The 25,607-nt window shown below is 64.6% G+C and carries 24 protein-coding genes; 5 read left to right on the forward strand and 19 right to left on the reverse strand.

Annotated elements, in window-relative coordinates:
* Positions 1–58 precede the first annotated feature (58 nt).
* A complete protein-coding gene (locus tag ACWGPT_RS11890; protein WP_452605816.1) occupies positions 59–1,150 on the forward strand; it encodes a TraB/GumN family protein in 1,092 nt (363 codons plus the stop codon).
* On the opposite strand, the gene ACWGPT_RS11895 is transcribed toward ACWGPT_RS11890, so the two are convergent.
* The 19 genes from ACWGPT_RS11895 to tsaD all read right to left on the reverse strand — a co-directional run bounded on the left by ACWGPT_RS11895 (position 1,147) and on the right by tsaD (position 20,885).
* Positions 1,147–1,644, reverse strand: a complete 498-nt coding sequence (locus tag ACWGPT_RS11895) for a cytochrome b (RefSeq protein WP_452605817.1) — start codon at positions 1,642–1,644, stop codon at positions 1,147–1,149. The two genes, ACWGPT_RS11890 and ACWGPT_RS11895, sit on opposite strands and share 4 nt — an antisense overlap.
* Before the next feature lie 113 nt (positions 1,645–1,757).
* Positions 1,758–3,164 (reverse strand): dihydrolipoyl dehydrogenase, encoded by a 1,407-nt coding sequence (lpdA, locus tag ACWGPT_RS11900; RefSeq protein WP_452605818.1) that lies wholly within the window; start codon positions 3,162–3,164, stop codon positions 1,758–1,760.
* 34 nt (positions 3,165–3,198) lie between these two features.
* Positions 3,199–3,612 carry an MAPEG family protein gene (locus tag ACWGPT_RS11905; RefSeq protein WP_452605819.1) on the reverse strand — a complete coding sequence of 138 codons (414 nt, stop codon included), beginning with the start codon at positions 3,610–3,612 and terminating at the stop codon, positions 3,199–3,201.
* A gap of 24 nt (positions 3,613–3,636) precedes the next feature.
* Positions 3,637–4,875: a 2-oxoglutarate dehydrogenase complex dihydrolipoyllysine-residue succinyltransferase gene (gene odhB, locus ACWGPT_RS11910; RefSeq protein WP_452605820.1), complete on the reverse strand. Its 1,239-nt coding sequence runs from the start codon at positions 4,873–4,875 to the stop codon at positions 3,637–3,639.
* 49 nt (positions 4,876–4,924) lie between these two features.
* Positions 4,925–7,924, reverse strand: coding sequence for a 2-oxoglutarate dehydrogenase E1 component (locus ACWGPT_RS11915; RefSeq protein WP_452605821.1), 3,000 nt, complete (start codon positions 7,922–7,924; stop codon positions 4,925–4,927).
* A 195-nt stretch (positions 7,925–8,119) separates the two neighbouring features.
* On the reverse strand, positions 8,120–9,025 hold the full coding sequence (sucD, locus tag ACWGPT_RS11920; protein WP_452605822.1) for a succinate--CoA ligase subunit alpha: 906 nt from the start codon (positions 9,023–9,025) through the stop codon (positions 8,120–8,122).
* Positions 9,026–9,043: 18 nt separating this feature from the next.
* Positions 9,044–10,237, reverse strand: a complete 1,194-nt coding sequence (gene sucC / locus ACWGPT_RS11925) for an ADP-forming succinate--CoA ligase subunit beta (RefSeq protein ID WP_452605823.1) — start codon at positions 10,235–10,237, stop codon at positions 9,044–9,046.
* Between the two features lie 31 nt (positions 10,238–10,268).
* A complete protein-coding gene (gene mdh / locus ACWGPT_RS11930; protein WP_452605824.1) occupies positions 10,269–11,231 on the reverse strand; it encodes a malate dehydrogenase in 963 nt (320 codons plus the stop codon).
* A 165-nt stretch (positions 11,232–11,396) separates the two neighbouring features.
* On the reverse strand, positions 11,397–12,569 hold the full coding sequence (zapE, locus tag ACWGPT_RS11935) for a cell division protein ZapE (RefSeq protein ID WP_452605825.1): 1,173 nt from the start codon (positions 12,567–12,569) through the stop codon (positions 11,397–11,399).
* 27 nt (positions 12,570–12,596) lie between these two features.
* Positions 12,597–13,121, reverse strand: a complete 525-nt coding sequence (locus ACWGPT_RS11940; protein ID WP_452605955.1) for a protease inhibitor Inh/omp19 family protein — start codon at positions 13,119–13,121, stop codon at positions 12,597–12,599.
* 169 nt (positions 13,122–13,290) lie between these two features.
* Positions 13,291–14,070 carry a succinate dehydrogenase iron-sulfur subunit gene (locus tag ACWGPT_RS11945; protein ID WP_452605826.1) on the reverse strand — a complete coding sequence of 260 codons (780 nt, stop codon included), beginning with the start codon at positions 14,068–14,070 and terminating at the stop codon, positions 13,291–13,293.
* 18 nt (positions 14,071–14,088) lie between these two features.
* Positions 14,089–15,942, reverse strand: coding sequence for a succinate dehydrogenase flavoprotein subunit (gene sdhA / locus ACWGPT_RS11950; protein ID WP_452605827.1), 1,854 nt, complete (start codon positions 15,940–15,942; stop codon positions 14,089–14,091).
* A gap of 7 nt (positions 15,943–15,949) precedes the next feature.
* Positions 15,950–16,330 (reverse strand): succinate dehydrogenase, hydrophobic membrane anchor protein, encoded by a 381-nt coding sequence (sdhD, locus tag ACWGPT_RS11955; RefSeq protein ID WP_452605828.1) that lies wholly within the window; start codon positions 16,328–16,330, stop codon positions 15,950–15,952.
* 11 nt (positions 16,331–16,341) lie between these two features.
* Complete coding sequence (sdhC, locus tag ACWGPT_RS11960; protein ID WP_452605829.1) at positions 16,342–16,734, reverse strand: succinate dehydrogenase, cytochrome b556 subunit; 393 nt, start codon at positions 16,732–16,734, stop codon at positions 16,342–16,344.
* Between the two features lie 633 nt (positions 16,735–17,367).
* Positions 17,368–18,039: a class I SAM-dependent methyltransferase gene (locus ACWGPT_RS11965; protein ID WP_452605830.1), complete on the reverse strand. Its 672-nt coding sequence runs from the start codon at positions 18,037–18,039 to the stop codon at positions 17,368–17,370.
* 7 nt (positions 18,040–18,046) lie between these two features.
* Positions 18,047–18,487: an EVE domain-containing protein gene (locus tag ACWGPT_RS11970; RefSeq protein WP_452605831.1), complete on the reverse strand. Its 441-nt coding sequence runs from the start codon at positions 18,485–18,487 to the stop codon at positions 18,047–18,049.
* A gap of 4 nt (positions 18,488–18,491) precedes the next feature.
* Complete coding sequence (locus ACWGPT_RS11975) at positions 18,492–18,785, reverse strand: YciI-like protein (RefSeq protein WP_452605832.1); 294 nt, start codon at positions 18,783–18,785, stop codon at positions 18,492–18,494.
* Between the two features lie 19 nt (positions 18,786–18,804).
* Positions 18,805–19,791, reverse strand: coding sequence for an NAD(P)H-dependent glycerol-3-phosphate dehydrogenase (locus ACWGPT_RS11980; RefSeq protein WP_452605833.1), 987 nt, complete (start codon positions 19,789–19,791; stop codon positions 18,805–18,807).
* Positions 19,788–20,885 (reverse strand): tRNA (adenosine(37)-N6)-threonylcarbamoyltransferase complex transferase subunit TsaD, encoded by a 1,098-nt coding sequence (gene tsaD / locus ACWGPT_RS11985; RefSeq protein WP_452605834.1) that lies wholly within the window; start codon positions 20,883–20,885, stop codon positions 19,788–19,790. The genes ACWGPT_RS11980 and tsaD overlap by 4 nt, the downstream gene beginning before the upstream one ends.
* A gap of 71 nt (positions 20,886–20,956) precedes the next feature.
* On the opposite strand from tsaD, the gene hemC reads away from it, so the two are divergent.
* From hemC to ACWGPT_RS12005, 4 genes are all read left to right on the forward strand, one after another.
* Positions 20,957–21,886 (forward strand): hydroxymethylbilane synthase, encoded by a 930-nt coding sequence (gene hemC / locus ACWGPT_RS11990; RefSeq protein WP_452605835.1) that lies wholly within the window; start codon positions 20,957–20,959, stop codon positions 21,884–21,886.
* A 4-nt stretch (positions 21,887–21,890) separates the two neighbouring features.
* Positions 21,891–22,610, forward strand: coding sequence for a uroporphyrinogen-III synthase (locus ACWGPT_RS11995; RefSeq protein WP_452605836.1), 720 nt, complete (start codon positions 21,891–21,893; stop codon positions 22,608–22,610).
* Positions 22,611–22,700: 90 nt separating this feature from the next.
* Complete coding sequence (locus ACWGPT_RS12000) at positions 22,701–23,978, forward strand: mitofilin family membrane protein (RefSeq protein WP_452605837.1); 1,278 nt, start codon at positions 22,701–22,703, stop codon at positions 23,976–23,978.
* On the forward strand, positions 23,975–25,600 hold the full coding sequence (locus ACWGPT_RS12005; protein ID WP_452605838.1) for a heme biosynthesis HemY N-terminal domain-containing protein: 1,626 nt from the start codon (positions 23,975–23,977) through the stop codon (positions 25,598–25,600). Before ACWGPT_RS12000 ends, ACWGPT_RS12005 begins: the two co-directional genes overlap by 4 nt.
* The last annotated feature ends 7 nt before the right edge of the window (positions 25,601–25,607 follow it).

Below are 25,607 nucleotides of genomic sequence, written 5' to 3' on the forward strand. Positions count from 1 at the left end.
TTAATGGCTCGTGCATGTGGCGAGGCTAAGGTCCTCGCGGCTTCCCTGGAAGGACGACATGACGACCCACGCTCTGTTCCCGCTGCCGCAGCGCATTCTGCACCGGCTGTCCGCTCTCACCCTCTGGCTTCTCGCCGCCTGCCACCTCCTGGCGCTGGTTTCGCTGCTGGTGGTGCTTGCCATGCATGCCCCGGCACGCGCCGAAACCGCCTGCCAGGGGGAGAACCTGCTGGACGAACTGGAGCGCGCCGATCCGCAAGCTCATGCCGCCGTGATGGCGGAGGGCCGCGCCGTCGTGAACGGCCAGGGCCTTTTCTGGCGGATCGAGCGCCCGGGCATTCCGGCATCCTACCTTCTGGGCACCATGCACGTCACGGACCCGCGCGTCCTCAGGATGCCACCGGGGGCGGCAGAGGCTCACGCCGGCGCGAAGGTTATCGTCATCGAATCCGACGAGATCCTCGACGAGCGGAAGGCCGCCGCCGCGATCCTCTCCAGGCCGGAACTGACCATGTTCACCGACGGCCGGTCGATCGAGAACCTTCTCTCCCCCGAGGATCTCGAGGTCCTCCGCGAAGGACTGGAGAAACGGGGCCTCGTCCTGTCCGCGGTGTCGCGCATGAAGCCTTGGATGCTTGCGGGCTTCGTCGCGACCTCGGCCTGCGAATCCGCCCGCAAGGCGGACGGCGGGGTATTTCTCGACAAGAAGATCGCGCTCGATGCCATCGCTTCCGGCAAGCCCGTGAAGGGGCTGGAGACGCTGCAGGAGCAACTGGCGGCAATGGCGGAGATGCCCATCGACTTCCATCTCCAGGCCCTGGTCGAGACCGTCAGGCTCGGCGACCGGATGGACGACGTCGTCGAGACGATGACTGGCCTCTACCTCTCCGGCGATACGGGCCTGACCATTCCTGCGCTGAGGGCGCTGACCCCGACGCTGACCGACGAGGACGAGAGCGCCTACGCCGCGTTCGAAAGCGCCGTGATTTCCGACCGCAACCACCGGATGGCGGAGCGGGTCGGCCCCATCCTTGCGGAAGGCGGGGCATTCGTCGCCGTCGGCGCCCTGCATCTGCCGGGAGAAGCCGGCCTGGTGGAACTGTTCCGCCGGCAGGGCTTTACCGTGACCCCGGCGAACAACGCCGACTAACCGACCGTCATCCGTCGCATCACGTTGGTCTTCCAGTAGAACTGATGCACCAGCACGCCGAGCACGTGCGCGGCGATCAGGATCCAGAGAAGCGTCTTAAGCGGACCTCCATGGACATCGCCGGCCTGCTCGTTGCCGAAGTAGTAGGCCCCTATGCCGGTGAACGGCAGGGCGAGGACGACGACGTAGAGAAGGCCATGCACGACCTTGGCCGCCAGCCGGAATATCGGCGGCTCTTCGGGCGGGAGGGCCGGGCTCTTCATGGTCAGCAGCAGGATGATACGGCAGAGCGTCAGGATCAGAATGAGTATTCCGGCATAGGCATGCAGGTTGGCGCTCGCCACCTGCTCCGGGGTCGCCGTGCCCGTCTGACGGATGGCGCGGTTCCATGCTTCCATGCCATCCGGAAGAAGCAGGTTGAAGAAAACGAGCCCGACGACCAGCCAGTGCAGGACACGTTGGGGAACCGAATAGGAAACAACATCGGAAGCCATGGCCTTGCCTTTCGTCAACAAGGTGAGCCGCAATAGATCCGATGTTAAAGGCCGCAGCCTGCGTGGCAAGCTGCGGCCTTCAAGATGAAGAAGATTTAACCTCGTCCTGCGCCTTACATGTGCAACGGCTTGAAGAAGGTCGCCAGCGCGGCTTCCTTCACGGCTTCCGACATGGTCGGGTGCGCGTGGCAGGTTCGGCCGAGATCTTCGGACGATCCGCCGAACTCCATCAGAACCGCGATCTCGTGGATCATCTCGCCGGCGCCGAAGCCGACGATATGTCCGCCGAGAACCCGATCGGTCTCCTTGTCGGCGAGAATCTTCACGAAGCCATCGGTCACCTGCATGGCGCGGGCGCGGCCGTTTGCGGTGAACGGGAACTTGCCGACCTTGTAGGCGATGCCCGCGGCCTTCAGCTCTTCCTCGGTCTTTCCGACGGAGGCGACCTCCGGCTGGGTGTACACGACGCCAGGAATGACGTCATAGTTCACATGGCCGTGCTGCCCGGCAAGAATTTCGGCGAGCGCCACGCCCTCGTCCTCAGCCTTGTGGGCAAGCATCGGCCCCTTCACCACATCGCCGATCGCGTAGATGCCGTCGACATTGGTCTTGTAATGCCCGTCGATCTCGACGCGACCGCGATTGTCGAGCACGACACCGGCCTCTTCGAGGCCGAGGCCTTCCGTGTAGGGCTTGCGGCCGGTGGAAATCAGTACGACATCCGCCTCGATGGTCTGTGCCTCGCCGCCCTTGACGGGCTCGAATGTCACCTTAGCGCCGGCGCCGGCCTTTTCGACGCCCGTCACCTTGGCGCCGAGGTTGAAGGTCATTCCCTGCTTGGCGAGCATCCGCTGGAACTGCTTGGAAACCTCGCCGTCCATCCCGCCGAGGATGTTGTCGAGGTACTCGACGACCGTGACCTTGGCGCCGAGACGCATCCAGACCGAGCCGAGCTCCAGCCCGATCACGCCGCCGCCGACGACCACGAGGTTCTGCGGCACCTTGTCGAGCGCGATGGCGCCGGTGGACGAAACGATCACCTTCTCGTCGATCGCGACGTTGACGCCCGGGATGCCGGCGACATCGGAACCCGTCGCGATGACGATGTTCTTCGCCTCCAGCTCCTGCACCTTGCCGTCGTCGCCGGTGACGGAAACCTTGCCCGCCGAGACGATGCGGCCGGTGCCGGTGAAGCCGTCGATCTTGTTCTTCTTGAACAGGAAGGCCACGCCGTCGACGTTCGACTTCACAGTCGCGTCCTTGTGCGCCATCATCTTTTCGAGGTTGAGCTTCGGCGCCGGGATCTCGACGCCAAGCGTATCCATGCCGTGGGCCGCATGGCTGAACATTTCCGAGGCGTGCAGCAGGGCCTTTGACGGAATGCAGCCGATGTTGAGGCAGGTGCCGCCATAGGTGGCGCGCTTTTCGACGACCGCGACCTTAAGGCCCAACTGGGCCGCCTTGATGGCACAGACGTAACCGCCAGGGCCGCTTCCGATTACGACAACATCATAAGCCATTGCAGAGTCCTTTTCAGTATGACGCCGTGTCAGGTCAGAGGAACAGGGCGAGCATCATCAGCGCGAGGCCGAGGATGCTGACCAGCCAGACCAGCGAACGGACGTAAGGGATGCCGGCCAGGTAGAGCGGGATATAGACGATCCGCGCCACCAGCCAGACTGTTGCGCCGAGGAGGCCGAGCCCCGAGCTGTCACCCACGAAGGCGAGCCCAAGCAGCAGCCCGATAAAGGCGGGATAGGTTTCCCGGAAGTTCGTCAGCGCACGGGCGGCACGGCCTGCCCGTGGGCTCTTCGGTTCACGCCCCTCGTCCCTCGGCCCCGCATTCCAGTCGGTGCCGAGTTCCCTGGTGGCAAGCATGGCCTGCAGCCCGATATGGACGAGCAGCAGGACGACGCTCAGAACGAGCAGCGCCAGGAGATAGGTTGCGTCTGCCGAGACGGGCTCCATGCTGCTCTCCGCTCTCGTGTCCGCTTAGAGGTCGAGGACCAGACGCTCCGGATCTTCCAGGCTTTCCTTGACCCGGACCAGGAATGTCACGGCTTCCTTGCCGTCGACGATCCGGTGGTCGTAGGAAAGCGCCAGATACATCATCGGACGGATGACCACCTGGCCGCCGATGGCGACCGGGCGCTCCTGGATCTTGTGCATGCCGAGAATGCCGGACTGCGGTGCGTTGAGGATCGGCGAGGACATCAGCGAACCGTAGACGCCGCCGTTCGAGATGGTGAACGTGCCGCCCTGCATGTCGGCCATCGAGAGCTGGCCGTCACGGGCTGCCCTGCCGAGGCGGCCGATTTCCTTCTCGATCTCGGCGATCGACATCTGGTCGGCATCACGGACGACCGGAACCACCAGGCCCTTGTCTGTGCCGACGGCGACGCCGACATGGCAGTAGTTCTTGTAGATGATGTCGGTGCCGTCGATCTCGGCATTGACCGCCGGCAGTTCCTTCAGCGCATGCGTCACGGCCTTGGTGAAGAAGCCCATGAAGCCGAGCTTCACGCCATGCTTCTTCTCGAAAATGTCCTTGTAGCGGTTGCGCAGGTCCATCACCGCCTTCATGTCCACCTCGTTATAGGTGGTCAGCATGGCGGCCGTGTTCTGCGCGTCCTTGAGGCGGCGCGCGATCGTCTGGCGCAGGCGGGTCATCTTGACCCGCTCCTCGCGAACCGCGTCCTCGGTCGTGGAGGGTGCACGGACAGCCTTCGGGGCCTCGGCGGACGCTGCCGGGGCGGATACGCCCTTGGCGACGGCGGCGATTACGTCGCCCTTGAGGACCTGGCCGCGCTTGCCGGAACCTTCCACCTGGTCGGCGGACAGGTTGTTTTCAGAGAGCATCTTGGCGGCGGCGGGGGCGGCCGGCATGTCGGAGGAACCCTTGGCGACAGGGTCGGCGACCTTTGCGGGCGCAGCTTCCGCAGCCTTGGCGAGTGCCTCGGCCTTGGCCGGAGCAGCCGGTGCGGCACCAGCAGCGCCTTCCGCGATCTGTCCAAGGAGCGCGTCGAGCCCGACGGTCTCGCCATTCTGCGCGACGATCTCCGTCAGCACGCCGGATGCCGGTGCAGGAACCTCGACGGTAACCTTGTCCGTCTCGAGTTCGACCAGCGGCTCGTCCGCGTTGACGGTATCGCCGACTTTCTTGAACCAGGTGCCGACAGTTGCCTCGCTGACGGACTCGCCGAGGGTAGGGACGCGGATTTCGGTGGCCATGGACTGTTTCCGTTTTCTCTAGAATGTCGATCTTGTCGCTGGCGGCAGATCAGCCGCCGAGCGCGTCTTCGAGGAATGCTTCGAGCTGGGCGAGGTGCTTCGACATCAGGCCCGTGGCCGGCGATGCCGCGGCCGGGCGGCCAGTGTAGCGCACCCGCTGGTACTTGGCATCGATATGCGCCAGCACCCACTCCAGGTAGGGGTCGATGAACGACCAGGCGCCCATGTTCTTCGGCTCTTCCTGGCACCATACCATTTCCGCGTTGCGGAAGCGGGAGAGCTCGTTGATCAGGGCCTTTGCCGGGAACGGGTAGAGCTGTTCCACGCGCAGCAGGTAGATGTCGTCGATGCCCCGCTTTTCGCGCTCTTCCAGAAGGTCGTAGTAGACCTTGCCGGTGCACATGACGACGCGGCGGATCTTGGCATCCTTCTGCAGCTTGATCGGACCGTCCTTGATGACCTCCGCATCGTCCCACAGCAGGCGATGGAAGGCGGTCTCGCCGGCCATTTCCGCAAGCGTGGACGTTGCCCGCTTGTGGCGCAGAAGCGACTTCGGCGTCATCAGGATCAGCGGCTTGCGGAAGTCGCGCTTCACCTGTCGGCGCAGGATGTGGAAGTAGTTGGCCGGCGTCGTGCAGTTGGCGACCTGCATGTTGTCTTCCGCGCAAAGCTGCAGGAAGCGTTCCAGGCGGGCCGACGAGTGCTCCGGACCCTGTCCTTCGTAGCCATGCGGCAGGAGGCAGACGAGGCCGGACATGCGCAGCCACTTGCGTTCACCCGACGAGATGAACTGGTCGAACACGACCTGCGCACCGTTGGCGAAGTCGCCGAACTGCGCTTCCCACAGTGTCAGCGCGTTCGGGCGGGCGAGCGAGTAGCCGTATTCGAAGCCGAGTACTGCTTCTTCCGAAAGCATCGAGTTGATGACCTCGTAGCGGGCCTGGGTCGGCGACAGGTTCGCAAGCGGAATGTAGCGCTCTTCGCTCTCCTGGTCGTAGAGGACGGAGTGGCGCTGCGAGAAGGTCCCGCGTTCGCAATCCTGTCCCGACAGACGGATCTTCGTGCCTTCGACCGCCAGCGATCCGAAGGCCAGAGCCTCGGCCATCGCCCAGTCGATACCCTCGCCCGTCTCGATCATCTGGGCGCGGTTTTCCATGAAGCGCTTGATCGTGCGGTGGGCATTGAAGCCTTCCGGAATGGTCGACAGCTTGCGGCCGATCTCCTTCAGCTGCTTCATCGGAACGGCGGTCTTGCCCCGACGCTGCTCGTCGGCATTGTCGGCGGAGCGGAGCCCCGACCATACGCCGTCCAGCCAGTCGGCCTTGTTCGGCTTGTAGGTCTGGCCTGCCTCGAACTCCTGCTCAAGATGGGCGCGCCAGTCGGCCTTCATCTTCTCGAACTCGCCTTCGTTGATCAGGCTTTCGGCGATAAGGCGATCGGCATAGAGCCGCGCAACCGTCTTGTGGGAGCGGATGACCTTGTACATCTTCGGCTGCGTGAACGCGGGCTCGTCGCCCTCGTTATGGCCGAAGCGGCGATAGCAGAACATGTCGATCACGACCGGCTTGTGGAACTTCATCCGGTATTCGGTGGCGATCTTGGCGGCGTAGACGACCGATTCCGGGTCGTCGCCGTTCACGTGGAAGATCGGCGCCTCGATCATCTTGGCGACGTCCGACGGATAAGGCGACGAACGCGAGAAGCCCGGATTGGTCGTGAAGCCGATCTGGTTGTTGATGATGAAGTGGATCATGCCGGCGACCCGGTGACCGCGCAGGCCCGAAAGCCCGAGGATCTCCGCGACGACGCCCTGGCCCGCAAAGGCCGCATCGCCGTGCAGCAGCAGCGGCAGGACCTTGGCGCGCTCCTCGAGCGGGATGATGCCGTCCTTGTCGAAGGTCTTGGCCAGCATGTCCTGCTTGGCGCGGGCCTTGCCCATGACGACCGGGTCGACGATCTCGAGGTGAGACGGGTTGGCCGTCAGCGACAGGTGAACCTTGTTGCCGTCGAACTCGCGGTCGGAGGACGCACCGAGGTGGTACTTGACGTCACCGGAGCCCTCGACGTCGTCGGGCTTGAACGAGCCGCCCTTGAACTCATGGAAGACCGCGCGATGCGGCTTGCCCATGACGTTGGTCAGCACGTTGAGGCGGCCGCGGTGGGCCATGCCCAGCACGATCTCCTGCATGCCTTCCTGGCCGCCGCGCTTGATGATCTGCTCCAGCGCCGGGATGAGCGATTCACTGCCGTCCAGGCCGAAGCGCTTCGTGCCCTTGAACCGGACATCCAGGAACTGCTCGTAGCCTTCGGCCTCGACGAGCTTGTGCAGGATCGCCTTCTTGCCGTTGGGGGTGAATTCGACGCCCTTGTCGGGACCTTCGATCCGCTCCTGGATCCACTGCTTCTCCTCGGGGTTGGAGATGTGCATGAACTCGACGCCCATGGTCGAGCAGTAGGTCCGCTTAAGGATGTCGAGCATCTCGGGAATGGTCGCGTATTCCAGCCCGAGCACGTTGTCGATGAAGATCTTACGGTCGTAGTCCGCTTCCGTGAAGCCGTAGGCGCTGGGCGAAAGCTCGTTATAGTCCTCGACCGGTGCGGCCAGTCCGAGTGGATCGAGATTGGCATGCAGGTGGCCGCGCATGCGATAGGCGCGGATCATCATGATGGCGCGGACGGAATCGCGCGTCGCCTGCAGGATGTCGGCTTCGTTGACGGCCGTGCCGGTTGCTGCGGCGGCAGCCTCGGCCTTCGCCTTCACCTTGGTCTCGATCGCCTTTTCGACGATCGGCCAATTGCCGTCGAGCGCCGATACGAGATCGCCGCCCGGCGTCACCGGCCAGTTTCGCCGCTGCCAGGAAGCGCCTGCGGCAGCCTTCTTCACATCCTCCGGATTGTCGGCGAGCGCCTTGAAGAAGGACTGCCATTCCGGCCTTACGGAATTGGGGTCTTCCTCATACCGGGCATAGAGCTGCTCGATATAGGAGGCGTTGGCGCCGTCCAGGAAGGAGGTGATGAGAAACTGCTCGTTGGCTTCTTGCCGTGCCATGGTTCTTCTGCGGACGCCGCGTCCGCCTCCTGACGTAATTGAGGGCCGGAGACTGGGCGCCGGCCACCGCCATCAAACTGCAATCGCCGGCGCAGGCCGGCATAGCGCGTCTACCGACGCTAGGCCGGACTGGCGGCGCGTGTTCGTCGCCAGCCCGAAGCGTGTCCGATGCGGTTGACGCATCGGTATGTGGTCTCAGCCCTTGAGGACTTCAACCAGTGTCTTGCCGAGGCGCGCCGGGGAAGGCGAAACCCGGATCCCGGCCGCTTCCATGGCCGCGATCTTCGATTCCGCATCGCCTTTGCCGCCGGAAACGACGGCGCCCGCATGGCCCATCGTGCGTCCCTTCGGGGCAGTACGACCGGCAATGAAGCCTGCCATCGGCTTCTTGCGGCCTTTCTTGGCCTCGTCGATCAGGAACTGAGCCGCATCCTCTTCGGCCGAACCGCCGATTTCGCCGATCATGATGATCGAGGTCGTCGCGTCGTCCGCGAGGAACATTTCCAAGACGTCGATGAACTCGGTGCCCTTGACCGGGTCGCCGCCGATGCCGACGGCCGTCGTCTGACCGAGGCCTTCGTTCGAGGTCTGGAACACGGCTTCATAGGTAAGCGTGCCCGAACGGGAAACGATGCCGACCGAGCCCTTGCGGAAGATCGAGCCCGGCATGATGCCGATCTTGCACTCTTCCGGCGTCAGGATGCCCGGGCAGTTCGGGCCGAGTAGGCGCGACTTGGACTTGTCGAGCCTGGCCTTCACCCGGACCATGTCCAGCACCGGGATACCCTCGGTGATGCAGGTGATGAACGGAACTTCCGCTTCGATCGCCTCGATGATGGCATCGGCCGCACCCGCCGGCGGAACGTAGATCACGGTCGCGTCGGCGCCCGTGCGTTCCCTGGCTTCCGCGACGGAGGCGAAGATCGGCAGCGAGGTGCCGTCGAGGCCCGACGACCAGGATTCGCCACCCTTCTTGGGATGCACGCCACCGACCATCTTGGTGCCGTAATAGGCGAGCGCCTGCTCGGTGTGGAAGGTGCCGGTCTTGCCGGTCAGGCCCTGGACGATGACCTTGGTATCTTTGTTGACGAGAATTGACATTCTTGCGGTCCTTCCAGATTAGGCTTCGATCGCTGCGACGATTTTCTTCGCCGCATCGTCAAGGTCGTCAGCCGCAGTGATCGCAAGGCCGGACTCGTTCAGGATCTTCTTGCCGAGCTCGACGTTGGTGCCTTCCAGCCGCACGACGAGCGGAACCTTCAGGCCCACTTCCTGCACCGCCGCGACCACGCCCTCGGCGATGACGTCGCAGCGCATGATGCCGCCGAAAATGTTGACCAGGATGCCCTCGACCTTCGGGTCGGCCGTGATGATCTTGAAGGCTGCGGCAACCTTCTCCTTGCCGGCGCCGCCGCCGACGTCGCAGAAGTTAGCCGGCTCCTTGCCATAGAGCTTGATGATGTCCATCGTCGCCATCGCGAGACCGGCGCCGTTCACCATGCAGCCGATATTGCCGTCGAGCGCCACATAGGCGAGATCCCACTTGGAGGCCTCGATTTCCTTGGCGTCTTCCTCGGTCTCGTCGCGCAGCGCCCGGATGTCGTCGTGACGGAACAGCGCATTGCCGTCGAAGGAAACCTTGGCGTCGAGGACGCGCAGGTGACCGTTCTGCATGACGATCAGCGGGTTGATCTCGAGCAGCGACATGTCCTTCTCGGAGAAGGCCTTGTAGAGGATCGGGAAGAGGGACTTCGCATCCTCGGCAGCGGCACCCGTCAGTTCGAGCGCCTTGGAGATCTTCGCCACGTCGTCGGCGGTGGCGCCGGTTTCGGGATCGATATCGATCGTGTGGATCTTCTCCGGCGTGTCGTGAGCGACGGCTTCGATGTCCATGCCGCCTTCCGTGGAGACCACGAATGCGACCCGACCGACCGAGCGGTCGACCAGCAGCGAGCAGTAGAGTTCGCGGGCGATGTCGGCGCCGTCCTCGATGTAGAGGCGGTTGACCTGCTTGCCGGCCTCGCCCGTCTGGGCGGTCACCAGCGTGTTGCCGAGCATTTCCTTGACGTGGGCAACGACCTCGTCGATCGACTTGGCGAGGCGGACGCCCCCCTTCGCATCGGGGCCGAGTTCCTTGAACTTGCCCTTGCCGCGGCCGCCGGCATGGATCTGGCTCTTCACCACGTAGAGCGGACCGGGAAGCGAACGGGCGGCAGCGTCGGCTTCCTCGACCTTCATGATGGCCACGCCTTCCGCGACCGGCGCGCCATAGCTCTTGAGCAGAGCCTTGGCCTGGTATTCATGGATGTTCATCAGCTTGTCCTTGAATGGTTGGCTGGTGCGATTACTTGAGCGCGGGGGCGATGTTAATGCAGGCTTCGCAAAGACCGGCGACGGCGCCGACCGACTTCTGGAAGGCTGCTTCTTCTTCCTTGTTGAACTCGACCTCGATCACGCGTTCGACACCGCCGGCGCCAATCACGGTGGGCACGCCGACATACATGTCCTTCACGCCGTACTGGCCGGTCAGGTGAGCGGCGACAGGCAGTACGCGCTTCTTGTCCTTCAGGAAGGATTCGGCCATCTCGATCGCGGAGGCGGCCGGGGCATAGTAGGCAGAACCGGTCTTCAGCAGGCCGACAATCTCGGCGCCGCCGTCACGGGTGCGCTGAATGATCTGGTCGAGGCGCTCCTGGGTGGTCCAGCCCATCTTGACCAGGTCGGTCAGCGGAATGCCGCCGACGGTCGAGTAGCGGGCGAGCGGCACCATCGTGTCGCCATGGCCGCCGAGAACGAATGCGGTGACGTCCTGGACAGAGACGTTGAACTCCTCGGAGAGGAACAAGCGGAAACGCGCGGAATCGAGGACGCCGGCCATGCCGACAACCATGTTCTTCGGCAGGCCGGAGAACTTCTGCAGCGCCCATACCATGGCGTCGAGCGGGTTGGTGATGCAGATGACGAAGGCGTTCGGGGCATACTTCTTGATGCCTGCACCGACCTGCTCCATGACCTTCAAGTTGATGCCGAGAAGATCGTCACGGCTCATGCCGGGCTTGCGGGCAACGCCGGCGGTGACGATGCAGACATCGGCGCCTTCGATGGCGGCATAGTCGCTGGCTCCGGTGAGCTTGGCGTTGAAGCCCTCGACCGGCGACGACTGGGCAATGTCCAGACCCTTGCCCTGGGGAATGCCGTCCGCAATGTCGAAAAGGACGATGTCGCCCAGTTCCTTCAGGCCGGCCAGATGTGCCAGCGTGCCACCGATCATGCCGGAACCGATAAGTGCGATCTTCTTACGCGCCATAGAAGCTTCCTCTCGCGATAAAACCCTTGGCCGACACGGCTTGCGGCCCGCCAATGTGCCCAACGCCATACCGGCAACAGGCGAAATTGGCAACCTGTTCTTTTGGACCTAGAATTTTCAATCGGTTAGATTATTATTATCTTACGTAAACGTAAGAATTGTTCGTCATGCAGCAGTATTTCGGCCGTGTCGCGCGCGGTGAAGAGCGGCGTAATCGGCACTCCTCATTTCAAAGAGGCGCGACACCGTCCGGTCGAATTCGAAACCGTCCGTGCCACGCTTCTCCGTCAGCAGGTTCTCCGGCTGGGCGGCCGCAGAGACATAAAGGCGGATGGCGTTGTCGTATAATGTGTCGACAAGGTTGATGAAGCGTTTCGTCTCGTTGCGCCTGTCCGGCCCGAGTTGCGGCACGCCTTCGAGGAATACGGAATCGAAGCGCTCCGCAATGGCCAGATAGTCTGCGGCGCCCAACGGTCGCTCGCAAAGGTCGGCGAATGAAAAGCGGGCAGCACGCCCGGCTGCCGCGGGAACGGCAATGGAGCGCCCTTTCCTCGGCACTTCGGAGGGTGTGGGCTTCATCCCGTCCGTAACCTCGTGCCAGGCGGCCTCGATGGCCGCGTCCGCCTGCGGGCCGAGAGGCGCGACATAGACCGGCAGGTTCGCGAGTTTCTGCATCCGGTAATCGGTATCGGAATCGAGCGTGGTGACGTCCACGTGCTGGCGCAGGAGATCGATGAAAGGAAGGAAGAGCCCCCGGTTCAGGCCGTCCCGGTACAGGTCCTCCGGCGCGACGTTCGACGTGGCGACTAGGACGCAACCCAGGGAGAAGAGTTCGGTAAAGAGCCGTGCGAGGATCATCGCATCGGTGATGTCGGTCACGGAAAACTCGTCGAAGCAGAGGAGTTCGGCCTCCGCATAGATGGAAGCCGCGACGGGCGGGATCGGATCGGGATCGCGGACCTCACCGTTCTTGACCTTCATCCGGTGCTCGTGCACCCGCACATGCACATCAGCCATGAATTCGTGGAAATGGGCGCGGCGCTTCCGGTCGGTCGCCGCCTGCCTGAAGAACATCTCCATCAGCATGGTCTTGCCGCGGCCGACGCTGCCGTGGACATAGAGCCCGCGGACCGGCTTCGGCCTTCCGCCGCCCTTGGCGAACAGCCAGCCGAGCGCGCTCTTCTTCTTCGCGGGCCTCGCATCCCGAAGGTCGCCGAGCACACGGTCGAGCTTCGCGGCGACGTCCATCTGGGCATGGTCCGGCACCAGCTTGCCGGCCTCCGCCAGGGCCTTCAGCTCTTCTACAACGCTGTGCGTGTAGTCCGGAATGGCTTCCATGAAACGGCGCAGGGCTCCCCGAGCCGGTCAGCGGCTCAGCGAGACCGGCTGGCCCGAATTGGTGGTGCCGTCGAAGCGGTTTTCAGCCGACTTGTAGACGCGGCCGATCACATTGCCGGAGCGGTCCTTGAACTGCACCATCTTGCCCGACACTTCCCAGGATCCCATGGACGTGAGTTCGCCAGTACATCCGCGGGTGCCCCCGCGCGAACCGCTGCCGAGATTGGTGAGCGTCAGGAACATGTCGCAGGAGGCCCCGCCGGAGGCAACGCGCCAGTTTCCGACCATCTGCTCCTTGGTGACGTCAAGCGCGGATGTCGGAGCGGCCGAGGCATTCGGATCGAGAGATGCGGTCTGCTGCTCCGGCGCCGTCGGGAACTGGCCGGCGCCGCCGGGAGGCGGCAGCTGGTTCGACTGCACCGAGGGAACAGGCTGCGCCTGCAGGGGAGCGGGCTGTGACGGGAGATTGTCGTAGGGGCTGTAGGAGGTACGCTGGCAACCCGCCAGCGATACGGCGACCACCAGGCCGGTTGCGACATATCTGAACTTCATCATTCACTCCGATCTTTGCCTGCTGCCGTTGCTATGGATGAAAGACGGCGGATTATCGCGAAGAGATGTTTCGAATCAAGACAGGGCGGAACCGCCCGCCCCGAATGCCTCGATTGGCAAAATGGGCCAAGTCGACCGAACATCAAGCGATGGTCCGCCGCATTTCCCCCTAGAGCCGGCGCTCGACCATCATCTTCTTGATCTCTGCGATCGCCTTGGCGGGATTAAGCCCCTTCGGACAGGTCTGCGCGCAGTTCATGATCGTGTGGCAGCGATAGAGGCGGAACGGGTCCTCGAGGTTGTCGAGCCGTTCGCCCTTCGCCTCGTCACGCGAGTCGATGAGCCACCGGTAGGCCTGCAGGAGGACGGCCGGACCGAGATAGCGGTCGCCGTTCCACCAGTAGCTCGGACAGGACGTCGAGCAGCAGGCGCAGAGAATGCACTCGTAGAGCCCGTCGAGCTTGAGACGGTCCTCGTGGCTCTGCTTCCACTCCTTGGCAGGCGGCGGCGAAACCGTCTTGAGCCACGGCTCGATGGAGCGGTGCTGGGCGTAGAAGTTGGTCAGGTCCGGCACGAGGTCCTTCACGACCGGCATGTGGGGCAGCGGATAGACCTTCACGGTACCGCCTATGTCCTCCATGCCCTTGGTACAGGCGAGCGTGTTGGCGCCGTCGATGTTCATCGCGCAGGAGCCGCAGATGCCTTCACGGCAGGAGCGCCGCAGCGTCAGCGTCGGGTCGACGTTGTTCTTGATGTAGAGAAGACCATCGAGAACCATAGGCCCGCAATTGTCGACGTCCACATAGTAGGTGTCGATCCGCGGGTTCTGGCCGTCGTCCGGGTTCCAGCGATAGATCCGGTACTCGCGGAGGTTCGTGGCACCCTCCGGCTTCGGCCAGACCTTGCCTTCGGTCATCTGAGAGTTCTTGGGGAGGGCGAGTTCAACCATGTCCAGTTCCTCTCGGGATCAGTAGACGCGGGCCTTGGGCTCGATCTTGGCGGGATCGATGCCGTCGGCAATGAGTTCGGTATGAACCGGGCGATAGTCCAGCTTCACGTCGCCGGCGTCGTTGACCCAGGCAAGCGTGTGCTTGCGCCAGTTCACGTCGTCGCGGCCGGCGAACGGACCTTCCGTATAGTCCTCGCGGGCATGCGAGCCGCGGCTCTCCTTGCGGGCCTCGGCGCCGTAGACGGTCGTGATGGCGTTCGCCATCAGGTTCTCCAGTTCCAGCGTCTCGACGAGGTCCGAGTTCCAGATCATCGAGCGGTCGGTGACCTTGATGTCCTTAAGCTCGCTCCAGATCGCCGACATGCGGCGACAGCCCGATTCAAGCGATTCCTGGGTCCGGAAGACGGCGGCGTCCTCCTGCATGGTCCGCTGCATCTTGTCGCGAAGGACAGCAGTCGGCGTTCCGCCGTTGGCGTTCCGCAGCCGGTCGAACCGGTCCATGATCCGGTCGCATGCGGCCGTGTTGAGGGCCGGAACAGGCGCCGCCTTGTCGATGACCTCGCCCGCCCGGATGGCGGCCGCGCGTCCGAAGACGACAAGGTCGATCAGCGAGTTCGAACCGAGTCGGTTTGCGCCGTGTACCGAGGCGCATCCCGCTTCGCCGACAGCCATCAGGCCCGGAGCGATGCGACCCGGGTTTTCGCTGTCCGCGTTGAGCACTTCGCCCCAGAAGTTGGTCGGGATGCCGCCCATGTTGTAGTGGACCGTCGGCAGGACCGGGATCGGCTCGCGGGTCACGTCGACGCCGGCGAAAATCTTCGCGCTCTCGGAAATCCCCGGCAGGCGCTCGTGCAGAACGGCCGGATCGAGGTGGTCGAGATGGAGGAAGATGTGATCCTTGTTCTTGCCCACCCCGCGGCCCTCGCGGATTTCCAGCGTCATGCAGCGCGAAACAACGTCGCGTGACGCAAGATCCTTGGCGGAGGGCGCATAGCGCTCCATGAAGCGCTCGCCTTCGGAGTTGACGAGGTACCCGCCCTCGCCGCGCGCGCCTTCGGTGATCAGGCAGCCCGAGCCGTAGATGCCGGTTGGGTGGAACTGGACGAACTCCATGTCCTGGAGCGGCAGTCCCGCACGGGCAATCATGCCGCCGCCGTCGCCGGTGCATGTATGCGCCGACGTGGCGGAGAAGTAGGCGCGCCCGTAACCGCCGGTCGCCAGCACCACCATCTTGGCGGCGAAGCGATGGATCGTGCCGTCATCGAGGTTCCAGGCGACGACGCCGGTGCAGCGACCGTCATCGGACATGATCAGGTCGAGCGCGAAATACTCGATGAAGAATTCGGCGTTGTTGCGTAGCGACTGGCCGTAGAGCGTGTGCAGGATCGCGTGGCCCGTACGGTCGGCGGCGGCACAGGTGCGCTGCACCGGCGGGCCCGCGCCGTAGTTCTGCATGTGGCCGCCGAACGGCCGCTGGTAGATCTTGCCTTCCTCGTTACGGGAGAAGGGCACGCCGTAATGCTCGAGTTCGTAGACCGCCTTCGGCGCTTCCATGGCCAGATACTGCATGGCGTCGACGTCGCCCAGCCAGTCGGAACCCTTCACGGTATCGTAAAGGTGCCACTGCCAGCAGTCCGGGGTCATGTTCTGCAGCGAGGCGGCGATGCCACCCTGTGCCGCGACCGTGTGGGACCGCGTCGGGAATACCTTGGTGATGCAGGCGGTCTTGAAACCCTGCTCCGCCATGCCGAGCGTGGCGCGGAGGCCCGCTCCGCCCGCACCCACGACGATCACGTCGTAGGAATGGTCCACATAGGTATAGGCCTTGCCGGTCTGGGATGTCCCCTGCGCGATGGGAGTAATCGATGCCATGGCGGATTTATCCTGCAAATGCGATTTTCAGGACGGCGATAAGACAGAGACCGCCGAGCAGAAGCGAGAAGGAAGCGTTGAGGATGAGAAGAGCGATCTTCATCCCCTCGCTATGGACATAGTCCTGGATCACTTCTTCCATTCCAAGACGCATGTGAATGACCGTCGCCAGCACCGCGAGCGCATTGATCGCCGCGACGAACGGATTGGCCAGCGCGCCGATCACCTCTTCATAGGGGCGGCCCACGTACATGATCAGGAAGACGATGTAGAAGATGACGAGCGGAACGAGCGCGACCGATGTGGTGCGGACTTTCCAGAAATGATCGGTACCGCTCTTGGCAGAACCGAGGCCCCGGACTTTTCCGAGGGGCGTGCGCATATCCATGATCTTACTCCTCAGCGAACCATGACCACGATGATCCAGACGAGGATCGTAAGGGCGATCGAACCGGCAAGGTTGGCCTTGGCGAGCTTGGTCGAGAACTCCTTCTCGAAACCGTAGCCGAGATCCCACATCAGGTGGCGCAGGCCGCCCAGGAGGTGATGAAGCAATGCCCAGGTAAAGCCGAAGAGGATGATCTGGCCGACCAGCGAACCAAACAGCGCATTGGCCTGGTTGAAGCTTTCCTCGCCGGACGCGGCGGCGACCAGCCAGGCCACCACGAGGATCATGCCGAAATAGAGCGCCACACCGGTAATGCGGTGCAGGATCGACATGGCCATGGTGGGAATGAATTTATAGACCTGCAGATGCGGCGACAGGGGCCGGTTTTTTGTCACGTTCGCCATCAGGACCTCGCGGCGTTGAAGCGGCTTGCGAGCATTGCACCCGCCAATGCACCATGCCGAGGAAATGTGCATTGCATCACGGAGCGTGGTTTAATGCCCGATATGTCCTACGACAAGCGAATTCAAACGGATTTCAAATTTAAATCGATTGGGGTCGAAACCCCTCAATTCCCGCTTCCCGCGCCCCGCAGATTAACCAGATCCTGCATTCGTCCCACAGCCCTCACGACTCCCTAGGACAACTGTGTTAACCTACCGTTAACGCTAGAACCGGAGGGTCATGATGACCTCGAACCGCATGGCTTTGGCCGCTCTTGTTTCCTTTCTCGGCGCAGTTGCGGCCGGACCTTCCTTAGCCGGCGACGGATGGGGCCCTTCCTCGCGTGGGCTGGGCCATCATCGTCACTACGGAACCTCCCGGCCGCTCGGCTATACAAGCCCCGTCATGCGGGTACCGCGAACAGCTACGTTCAGCCGATCCGTCTGGGTGATGAACCCGGGAAATCTCAGGTCCCGGTCGCCGGTCTTGCTGCCCAAGGCCACCATCCTCCATGTCGGCAGCCCTTCCGCCCCGTACGGTTTCCCCGATCCCTGTTCCTACGAATCGGGTGTCTGCGTGATCCGGATGAACGACTAGATCCTGCTATCCGGACCCGACGGCGGGACGAGACGCCAGACGGTGGTCCGCTTGACCTCGCTGTCCTCCAGCGCCCGGGTGACAGGCACCTGGTAGACGGCAAGTTCCTCCAGGTGCTCACGAGGCAGGTAGCTTCGCCCCGGATCGCCGACGAGGACATCGACGCCCCGCTCAGCCAACCCGGTGAACCACGGCATGAGCGCATCGGCGAAGCTCCGGTCGTAGAAGACGTCGCCGGCGAGAAAAACGTCGACCTGCACGGCCGAGTCGATCAGGTTGTCGCCGGAGAAGAGGATCTCGACGCCATTCGCGGCCGCATTGAGGGCGACGGCATCGCCGGCCCACGGATCGATATCTGCGGCGAGAACTTCCCGTGCCCCCGCAAGCGCCGCGGCAATCGCCACCAGTCCGGAACCCGTCGCGAAATCCAGCACACGACGCCCCCGCACCACCTCCGGGTGATCGAGCACGTAGCGCGCCAGCCCCTGCCCGCCGGCCCAGGCAAAGGCCCAGAAGGGCGGCGGCAGGCCGATTTCCTCCAGTTCCTCCTCGGTCTTCAGCCAGAGATCATGAGCCTCGTCGGCCAGTTGCAGGCGAATTTCCGGCACGTGCGGCGGCGCCTGCAACGCGGTGTTGTCGAGGATGAAGCTGCGAGGAGCGGTTTTCACACCTGAATCACTCCGGCGAACGGGGAGGATTGTCCACGCCGCCGAGCCGGCAGATCTCGAGATACTCTTCCTCCGTGACCGGCTGCACCGACAGCCGCATCGACGTCACCAGCGACATGGTCTCGAACTTCGGGTTCGCTTTGATGTCCTTCAGCGTCACCGGCTTCGGCACGTCGCAGACGGCGCGGATATCGACGCAGTCCCATCGTGCGTCGTCACCGGCCGTCGAATCCGGATGGCTGAGGGCGCAGACCTCGACGATCCCGACGATCTCCAGCCCCTCGTTGGAGTGGTAGAAGAAGCCCTTGTCGCCGAGCTTCATCGCCCGCATGTTGTTTCGCGCCTGGTAGTTGCGAACCCCCGTCCACTCCTCGCCGGCCTCGCCCTTGGCCTTCTGCATCTCCCAAGACCAGACATTCGGCTCGGACTTGAAAAGCCAGTACGCCATCGCCTCAGGCCTCCGGCTTGTTGAAGACCCAGTTATAGGGCTTCACCTCGACCTTCTCGAAAAGGCCGGCCTGGTAATAGGGGTCCGCCTCGGCAAGCGCTCGCGCGGCCGCGATGTCTTCGGCTTCGACGATCACCAGGCTTCCGTTCGGCTTGCCGTCGTCGTCGAGGAATGGGCCGGCCATCTTGAGGATGCCGTCGGCGTTCAGCTTGTTCAGGTGCTCCAGATGCGCGGGACGCGTGTCCATCCGCACATTGAGGTGGCCGGGCTTGTCCGTGCAGAGGAAGGCGAAAAGCATCGGAAATTCTCTCCGTTGGTCATTCGGTTGTGATTGGACGCGTCATCAGCCGCTCCACTGCCTCGGGGATGGCAAGTTCCCCGGCGATGATGTCGGCAACGGCATTGGTGATCGGCAGGTCGACGCCGCGGCTCCTGCCGAGCTCGGCGGCGACGGCGGCCGCGAATGCGCCCTCTACCAGATCACCGCTCCCGCCATTATGCGTCTGCTGGCCGAGCATGATGCCATAGCGAAGGTTGCGCGACTGGTGACTGGTTCCGGTCAGGACGAGGTCGCCGAGCCCCGAGAGCCCCCGCACGGTCTCCGCGCGTCCGCCCATCCGGTCTACGAGACGAGACATCTCGGCAAGCCCCCGGGAAATGAGCGCGGCGCGGGCGGATTCGCCAAGACCCGCCCCCTCGACGATCCCGCAGGCAATCGCCAGCACGTTCTTCAGCGCCCCGCCCAGCTGTACGCCGGCGCGGTCGGTCGAGGCATAGAGCCGGAAGGTCCGGGTCGAGAGCGAATGCGCCAGCCTTTCGGCAAGCTCCGCGTCGCCCGCCGCGATCGTCATCGCCGTCGGCAGTCCACGGACGATGTCCGCGGCAAATCCCGGTCCGCTCAGGGCGGCGGCAGGCCTGCCGTTCAGCTCGCGCTCGAGGACTTCGGTCAGAAGCGCGCCGGATGTTCGTTCCAGCCCCTTTGCACAGGTGACGACCACCGCGTCCCGCGCGAGGTAGGGACCGTAGTGGCGGGCCGCGTCGGCCTGTGACTGCGATGGCATGGCAAAGAGCACGAAGCCGGCATCCGAGATGACATCCGGCTCGGCCGAGAATTCCAGCGCGTCGGGAAGCGGCACCCCGGGAAGGGCGCTTTCATGGGTACGAAACTCTGCGAGATCGTTCATGAGCACCGGATTGCGGCCGACGAGGGTGACCCTGGAGCCCCCCTGCAGGGCCATGACCGTTGCAAGCGCCGTTCCGAAGGCTCCCGCCCCGATGACCACCACGTCCTGCGATCTCGTCATGCCTTTGCTCCCCGCTTGCCCGACCCGAGAACGGTCTGCGCGGCCATGTCGAGCGGCCAGCGCGACCGCGGCTGGACGTCAAGCGGGTCGGAGGGAAGGTCCGCCGCCATCCGCTCGAGGCCCGCCCAGGCGATCATAGCGGCATTGTCGGTGCAAAGCCTCATCGGCGGCGCGACGAAGCGGAAACCGTATTCGATGCAGAGCGCCTGAAGGGTGCGGCGGATTTCCTGGTTGGCGGCCACCCCGCCCGCCACGACGAGGGCCGGCTGGACGCCGCTATCCGCATATTCAGAGATGAACCGGGCAAGCCCGCGGCCGATCCGGTCCTGCAGCGTCCGGGAAATCGCCTTCTGGAAGGAGGCGCAGATATCCGCGACGTCCTGTTCGCTGAGCGGCGCGATCTCGGTCGCCGCCTGCCTCACCGCGGTCTTGAGGCCCGAGAACGAGAAGTCGAGCCGCGCCTCGCCGACCAGCGGTCGCGGCAGCTTGAACCGGTCCGGATCGCCATGCTGCGCCGCCCGCTCGACAGCCGGCCCGCCGGGATAGGGAAGCCCCAGAAGTTTCGCGGTCTTGTCGAAAGCCTCGCCCAGCGCATCGTCGATCGTCGTGCCCCAGCGCTCGTAGTCCCCGACGCCGCGAACGAGGACGAGCTGCGTATGGCCGCCCGAAACGAGGAGCATGAGGTAGGGGAAGGCAAGTCCGTCGGTAAGCCGCGCCGTCAGCGCATGCCCTTCGAGGTGGTTGATTGCAAAGAGCGGCTTGCCGGTTACCCTGGCGATTGCCTTTCCCGTCATCAGCCCGACGATCAGTCCCCCGATCAGCCCGGGCCCCGACGTGGCCGCCACGGCGTCGATCTCGGAAAGGGAGACATTGGCCTGTGCCAGGGCCTGCTCGACCAGACCGTCGAGCGCCTCGACATGAGCGCGCGCGGCGATCTCTGGCACCACGCCGCCGTAGGCGCTATGCTCCTCGAGCTGCGACAAAACGACGTCGGAGAGGATTTCCCCGCGCCCGTCCGGATGCCGGCACACCACGGCAGCCGCGGTTTCGTCGCAGCTTGTTTCGATGCCGAGGATGCGAAGAAAGGGCATCATGAGCCGATCGTTCATTGCGGGACAGGGCGAAGCCGGTTACCAAAGCCCCGGTTAACAACGGACGAAAGCGGATGCAAACAAAACCTTTCCGGATCGGCACGCGCGGCAGCCCGCTCGCGCTCGCTCAGGCGGCGGAAACACGGGCCCGGCTCATGGCCGCCCACGACCTGCCCGAGGAGATGTTCGAGATCGTCGTGCTGTCCACCACGGGCGATCGCGTCACTGACCGGCCGCTGAGCGAGATCGGCGGCAAGGGGCTTTTCACGCTGGAACTGGAGGAACAGCTTTCCTCCGGCGAACTCGATTTCGCCGTCCATTCCTCCAAGGACATGCCGACGGTCCTGCCCGAAGGGCTCTACATTTCGACCTACCTGCCGCGCGAGGATATCCGCGACGCCCTGATCGGCCGAACTGCGCCGACCCTCACGGCCCTGCCCGATGGCGCGACGGTCGGCACGGCATCGCTTCGCCGCCAGGCCCTCGTCCGCCGCGTCCGGCCGGACCTGAAGGTGGAGATCTTCCGGGGTTCCGTGGGCACGCGCCTGCGCAAGCTCGATGAAGGTCATGTGGACGCCACCCTGCTCGCCTTTGCGGGCCTCAAGCGGCTGGCGCGGGAAGAGGTCGTTACGGAACTGCTCGACCCGGCGGATTTCCCCCCGGCTCCGGCTCAGGGCGCGATCTGCATCGAAAGCCGGATCGGCGACAGGCGCATTGACGCGCTGCTCGAAGCCGTCAACCACCGGCAGACCTATGATGCGGTAAGCTGCGAGCGTTCATTCCTGATGGCGCTCGACGGCTCGTGCCGTACTCCGATCGCCGGTTATGCCCTCTGCGAGGACGATCGATTGAAGTTCTCGGGCATGATCCTGACGCCGGACGGCCAGAAGGAATATTCCGTCGAGGTCGACGGTACGCGCGCCGAGGCCCTGGCGCTCGGGCGACGGGCCGGCGAGACCGTGCGGACCGCGGCCGGTCCCGGGTTTTTCGAAACCTGGACCTAGCCTCTTGCGCGTCCTCGTCACCCGTCCCGAACGCGCCGCGACGCGGACCCTGGAGCGGCTGAGGGCTCTGGGGCACGACCCCGTTTCCCTGCCGGTGACGATGGCCGAGCATCATCCGGAACCTGTCCGCGAGGCGCTCGACAAGCCCAACTCCGCGCTCATCGTCACCAGCGCAGAAGCGGTTCGTGTCCTGCAGGCACTGGGAACGAGCGTATCACGCCACGTCGCCGAAACGGTCTTCGCCGTCGGCGACGGCACGGCGGCGGCACTGCGCGAAACGGGCTTCACCGACATCCGCATCGCCGAGGGTACGGGCGACAGCATGATACGCCTCTTCGGCGAGGACTTCCGGCGGGTTGCCTCGACCTCGCCGCTTCTTTACCTCGCGGGCTACCCCCGGTCGCCGGCGCTGGAGGCGGGACTTGCCGATCTCGGGGTGCCGGTTACCGTCGTGGAAGCCTACAGGATGCGCCCGCTTTCCGTCGCGCCGGACGCAATCGAAACAGCCCTTCGCGATCCATCTCCCGATGCCGTGCTCCTCTATTCACGCGAGACCGCGAAACAGTTCTTCCAGGTCGTGGGCGGCCAGGCGCTCGGGGCCCTCCGGGACGTGCCCCTCCTGTGCCTGAGCGCGAATGTCGCAGAGGCCGTGCCGGACGCGTTGCGCGCGAACGTCCGCGTCGCAGCCGCCCCGGACGAGGAGAGCCTCCTCGCTCTCCTTTGACCTGTGGCGAAGCCCCAAAATCGGCCTCGCCCCTTTCCTTCACCTGCCCCTCTCACTAGTTTCAGCGGGAAGTTTCAGAATGAGGTCTTGATGGAACCGGAAAAGCCGACCCGCCGCCCGAAGCCGAAAAAAGAACCGGCCACGATCGACCTGACGGCGGAGGAGGCATCGGTTGCCGAGCCCGTGCGCAGCAACGATTCCGACAACGGGATCGAGGCTTCGCCCGAGACCTCCATCGAGGAGAGCCAGGCATCCGAAACCGCGGCATCTTCCCTGCCGCCGCAGTCGCAGGATGCGGAAGCCGAGGCGGCTCCGGTACCGACGTCCACCGAGACGGAGACGAAGCCCGATCCGACATTCGGCCGGCAGGATGAGGCAGCGGCCGAAACGCAGCCCGAGCCTCGCGTGCGCGCCTCCAGCCCCGCGACCTCCACCCTGATCGCCGCTGGCATCTTCGGCGGCCTCGTCGCGCTCGCGCTCGCCGGCAGCATGCAGTATGCGGGTTACCTTCCCGCCGCCACGCGCTCGCCGGATGCAAGCGCCGACATCCAGTCGTTGCGCCAGGAGATCGAAGCGCTCCGGCAGGCGACCGCCTCGCCGCCGGCCGCCGCTGCCGCGGATCCGCAACTCGTTTCCCGTATCGACGCGCTGGAATCGCTGTTGGCGCAGAGGCCCGACGATACTGCCCTCCAGGAAAGGCTTGCCTCCGTGGAGCAGCAGTTGCAGTCGGCGCAGGCCGAAACCCGGGAGACCGTCTCGGCGAATACGGCGCGCCTGGGAGAACTGCAGGGACGGCTCGATCAGGCAGAGGCGAAGCTGGACGAACCCGGTGCGGAAGAAGCGGCCGCACGCGCCATTGCCGCCGCAGCCCTGAAGGCTGCCATCGACCGCGGCGGCACGTTCACCGCCGAACTCGACACCTTCAGCGCTGTCGTACCCGACAGCCAGGTCGCCGGGCAGCTTCGCCCCTATGCAGCGGAAGGCGTCCCCACTCGCGCCCAGTTGGTCGAGCGGTTCGCCTCGGCAAGGGATGCGATCCTCGATGCCGTGTCCGGCCCGGAGGAAAACCAGAACATCGCCAGCCGCCTGATGTCGAGCGCCTTCTCGGTCGTGAAGGTCCGTCGCACGGGCGATGCGGAAGGCGACAGCCCCGAAGCAGTCGTCGCGCGGATGGAAAATGCGCTGAAGACTGGTGACCTTGTCGCAGCGGCAAGCGAATGGAACGCCCTGCCGCAACCGGCCAGGGATGCCTCGGCCAACTTCAAGCAGGCGCTGGATGCTCGGATCGCCGTCGACGGTCTGGTCGGCGATGCGCTTACCCGCGCCGTCAGCGAAACCGGCGAGCAGAACCGAGGAATGGCCGAATGATCCGATTGTTTGTTTTCATCCTCCTCGTCCTCGCACTCGGCTGGGGTTTTGCCTGGCTGGCGGACCGTCCCGGCCTGATCTCCATCACCTGGCAGGACTATCTGATCGAGACCAGCCTGATGGTCGCGGCCACGGCCGTCGCCGCGCTGATTGCGGCGGTCATGATCCTCTGGTGGCTCTTCCATCTCATCTGGACCTCGCCCCATTCCGTCCGCCGCTATTTCCGGGCCCGCAAGCGCGACCGGGGCTATCAGGCGCTCTCCACCGGCCTGATCGCCGCCGGCGCCGGCAATGCCATCCTCGCCCGCAAGATGAGCCTGCGTGCCCAGGGCCTGCTGCGCGCGGACCAGGAACCCCTGCTCCAGCTCCTCGATGCCCAGGCGGCCCTGATCGAAGGCCGCCACGACGATGCGCGGCGCCGCTTCGAACGCATGGCCGAGGACCCGGAGACCCGCGAACTCGGCCTGCGCGGACTTTACGTCGAGGCCCGTCGTGCCGGAGCCGACGAGGCTGCCCGGCAGTATGCGGAGCGGGCCGCCGAACAGGCCCCCTATCTCCCATGGGCGGCCGAGGCGACCCTGGAGGCCCGCTGCCGCGAAGGCCGCTGGGACGAGGCGATCCGACTCCTGGAACAGCAGCGCATCGCCAATGTCATCGACAGGAAGCAGGCCGATCGCTGGAAGGCCGTCCTCCTGACGGCAAAGGCCAGCGAGCGGCTTGAGGCCGATCCCAAGGGGGCCCGTGACGATGCGCTGGCGGCCCTGAAGCTCGCCAAGGATCTGGTCCCCGCCTCCATCATCGCCGCCAAGGCCTATCTGCGGGAGGACAACATCCGCCGCGCCGCTACGCTGCTGGAGAACGCGTGGAAGACGACACCCCATCCCGAGATCGCCAGGGCCTATCTGCATGTCCGCAGCGGCGACAGTGCCGTAGACCGCCTGAAGAGAGCCGAGAAGCTTGAGGCCGCCCGGCCCAACAACGTCGAATCCCTGATCGCCGTCGCCGAAGCCGCCCTCGATGCGCGGGAACTGAAGCGCGCACGTGCCAAGGCGGAGGCGGCTGCGCGCATGAGCCCGCGGGAAAGCATCTACCTCCTGCTGGCCGATATCGAGGAAGCCGATACGGGAGACCAGGGCCGCATCCGCCACTGGATGGGCCAGGCGCTGAGGGCACCGCGCGATCCCGCCTGGGTCGCCGACGGCGTCGTTTCCGAGCACTGGCTGCCTATCTCCCCCGTTTCCGGCCGCATCGATGCGTTCGAGTGGAAGGTGCCGTTCGACCAGCTCGAGGCCCCGGTCGAGGAAGGTGATCTTGCCGGCAAGGCGATTGCGGAATTGCCGCCGGCAGCGCCCGAGGCTCAGCACGAGCCCGCGCCGGCTCGACCGGACGCAATCGTCGACGTGACGCCCGCGCCTCCACCCCCGCCCACCGTTGCCGAGAACGACGTCAGGGAGGAAGACAAGCGCGTCGTATCGATCGCGGCAGGCATGGACCAGAAGACGCAGCCGGCAGCGAAGGAAGAGCCCGATCCGGATCCCTTCTTCGGCCGCCCCCCGGATGACCCGGGCGTCAAGGATCCGTCCGCAACTGCCCAGCCCGCCAACCGCCTGCGGCTTTTCTGAGAGGCTT

Source organism: Pseudorhizobium sp. NPDC055634, assembly GCF_053618655.1.

What these genes read in the sequence shown, in the direction of transcription:
- odhB (WP_452605820.1), bottom strand. Translation starts at nt 4,875, where the DNA reads ATGGCCACCGAAATCCGCGTCCCTACCCTCGGCGAGTCCGTCAGCGAG.
- sdhC (WP_452605829.1), bottom strand. Translation starts at nt 16,734, where the DNA reads ATGGCGAACGTGACAAAAAACCGGCCCCTGTCGCCGCATCTGCAGGTC.
- lpdA (WP_452605818.1), bottom strand. Translation starts at nt 3,164, where the DNA reads ATGGCTTATGATGTTGTCGTAATCGGAAGCGGCCCTGGCGGTTACGTC.
- ACWGPT_RS11890 (WP_452605816.1), top strand. Translation starts at nt 59, where the DNA reads ATGACGACCCACGCTCTGTTCCCGCTGCCGCAGCGCATTCTGCACCGG.
- mdh (WP_452605824.1), bottom strand. Translation starts at nt 11,231, where the DNA reads ATGGCGCGTAAGAAGATCGCACTTATCGGTTCCGGCATGATCGGTGGC.
- ACWGPT_RS11895 (WP_452605817.1), bottom strand. Translation starts at nt 1,644, where the DNA reads ATGGCTTCCGATGTTGTTTCCTATTCGGTTCCCCAACGTGTCCTGCAC.
- ACWGPT_RS12005 (WP_452605838.1), top strand. Translation starts at nt 23,975, where the DNA reads ATGATCCGATTGTTTGTTTTCATCCTCCTCGTCCTCGCACTCGGCTGG.
- ACWGPT_RS11975 (WP_452605832.1), bottom strand. Translation starts at nt 18,785, where the DNA reads ATGCTTTTCGCCTTCCTCTGCACGGACAAGCCCGGCCACCTCAATGTG.
- zapE (WP_452605825.1), bottom strand. Translation starts at nt 12,569, where the DNA reads ATGGAAGCCATTCCGGACTACACGCACAGCGTTGTAGAAGAGCTGAAG.
- tsaD (WP_452605834.1), bottom strand. Translation starts at nt 20,885, where the DNA reads ATGATGCCCTTTCTTCGCATCCTCGGCATCGAAACAAGCTGCGACGAA.
- ACWGPT_RS12000 (WP_452605837.1), top strand. Translation starts at nt 22,701, where the DNA reads ATGGAACCGGAAAAGCCGACCCGCCGCCCGAAGCCGAAAAAAGAACCG.
- ACWGPT_RS11970 (WP_452605831.1), bottom strand. Translation starts at nt 18,487, where the DNA reads ATGGCGTACTGGCTTTTCAAGTCCGAGCCGAATGTCTGGTCTTGGGAG.
- ACWGPT_RS11915 (WP_452605821.1), bottom strand. Translation starts at nt 7,924, where the DNA reads ATGGCACGGCAAGAAGCCAACGAGCAGTTTCTCATCACCTCCTTCCTG.
- sdhA (WP_452605827.1), bottom strand. Translation starts at nt 15,942, where the DNA reads ATGGCATCGATTACTCCCATCGCGCAGGGGACATCCCAGACCGGCAAG.
- sucD (WP_452605822.1), bottom strand. Translation starts at nt 9,025, where the DNA reads ATGTCAATTCTCGTCAACAAAGATACCAAGGTCATCGTCCAGGGCCTG.
- hemC (WP_452605835.1), top strand. Translation starts at nt 20,957, where the DNA reads ATGCAAACAAAACCTTTCCGGATCGGCACGCGCGGCAGCCCGCTCGCG.
- sdhD (WP_452605828.1), bottom strand. Translation starts at nt 16,330, where the DNA reads ATGGATATGCGCACGCCCCTCGGAAAAGTCCGGGGCCTCGGTTCTGCC.
- ACWGPT_RS11980 (WP_452605833.1), bottom strand. Translation starts at nt 19,791, where the DNA reads ATGACGAGATCGCAGGACGTGGTGGTCATCGGGGCGGGAGCCTTCGGA.
- ACWGPT_RS11945 (WP_452605826.1), bottom strand. Translation starts at nt 14,070, where the DNA reads ATGGTTGAACTCGCCCTCCCCAAGAACTCTCAGATGACCGAAGGCAAG.
- ACWGPT_RS11940 (WP_452605955.1), bottom strand. Translation starts at nt 13,121, where the DNA reads ATGAAGTTCAGATATGTCGCAACCGGCCTGGTGGTCGCCGTATCGCTG.
- ACWGPT_RS11905 (WP_452605819.1), bottom strand. Translation starts at nt 3,612, where the DNA reads ATGGAGCCCGTCTCGGCAGACGCAACCTATCTCCTGGCGCTGCTCGTT.
- sucC (WP_452605823.1), bottom strand. Translation starts at nt 10,237, where the DNA reads ATGAACATCCATGAATACCAGGCCAAGGCTCTGCTCAAGAGCTATGGC.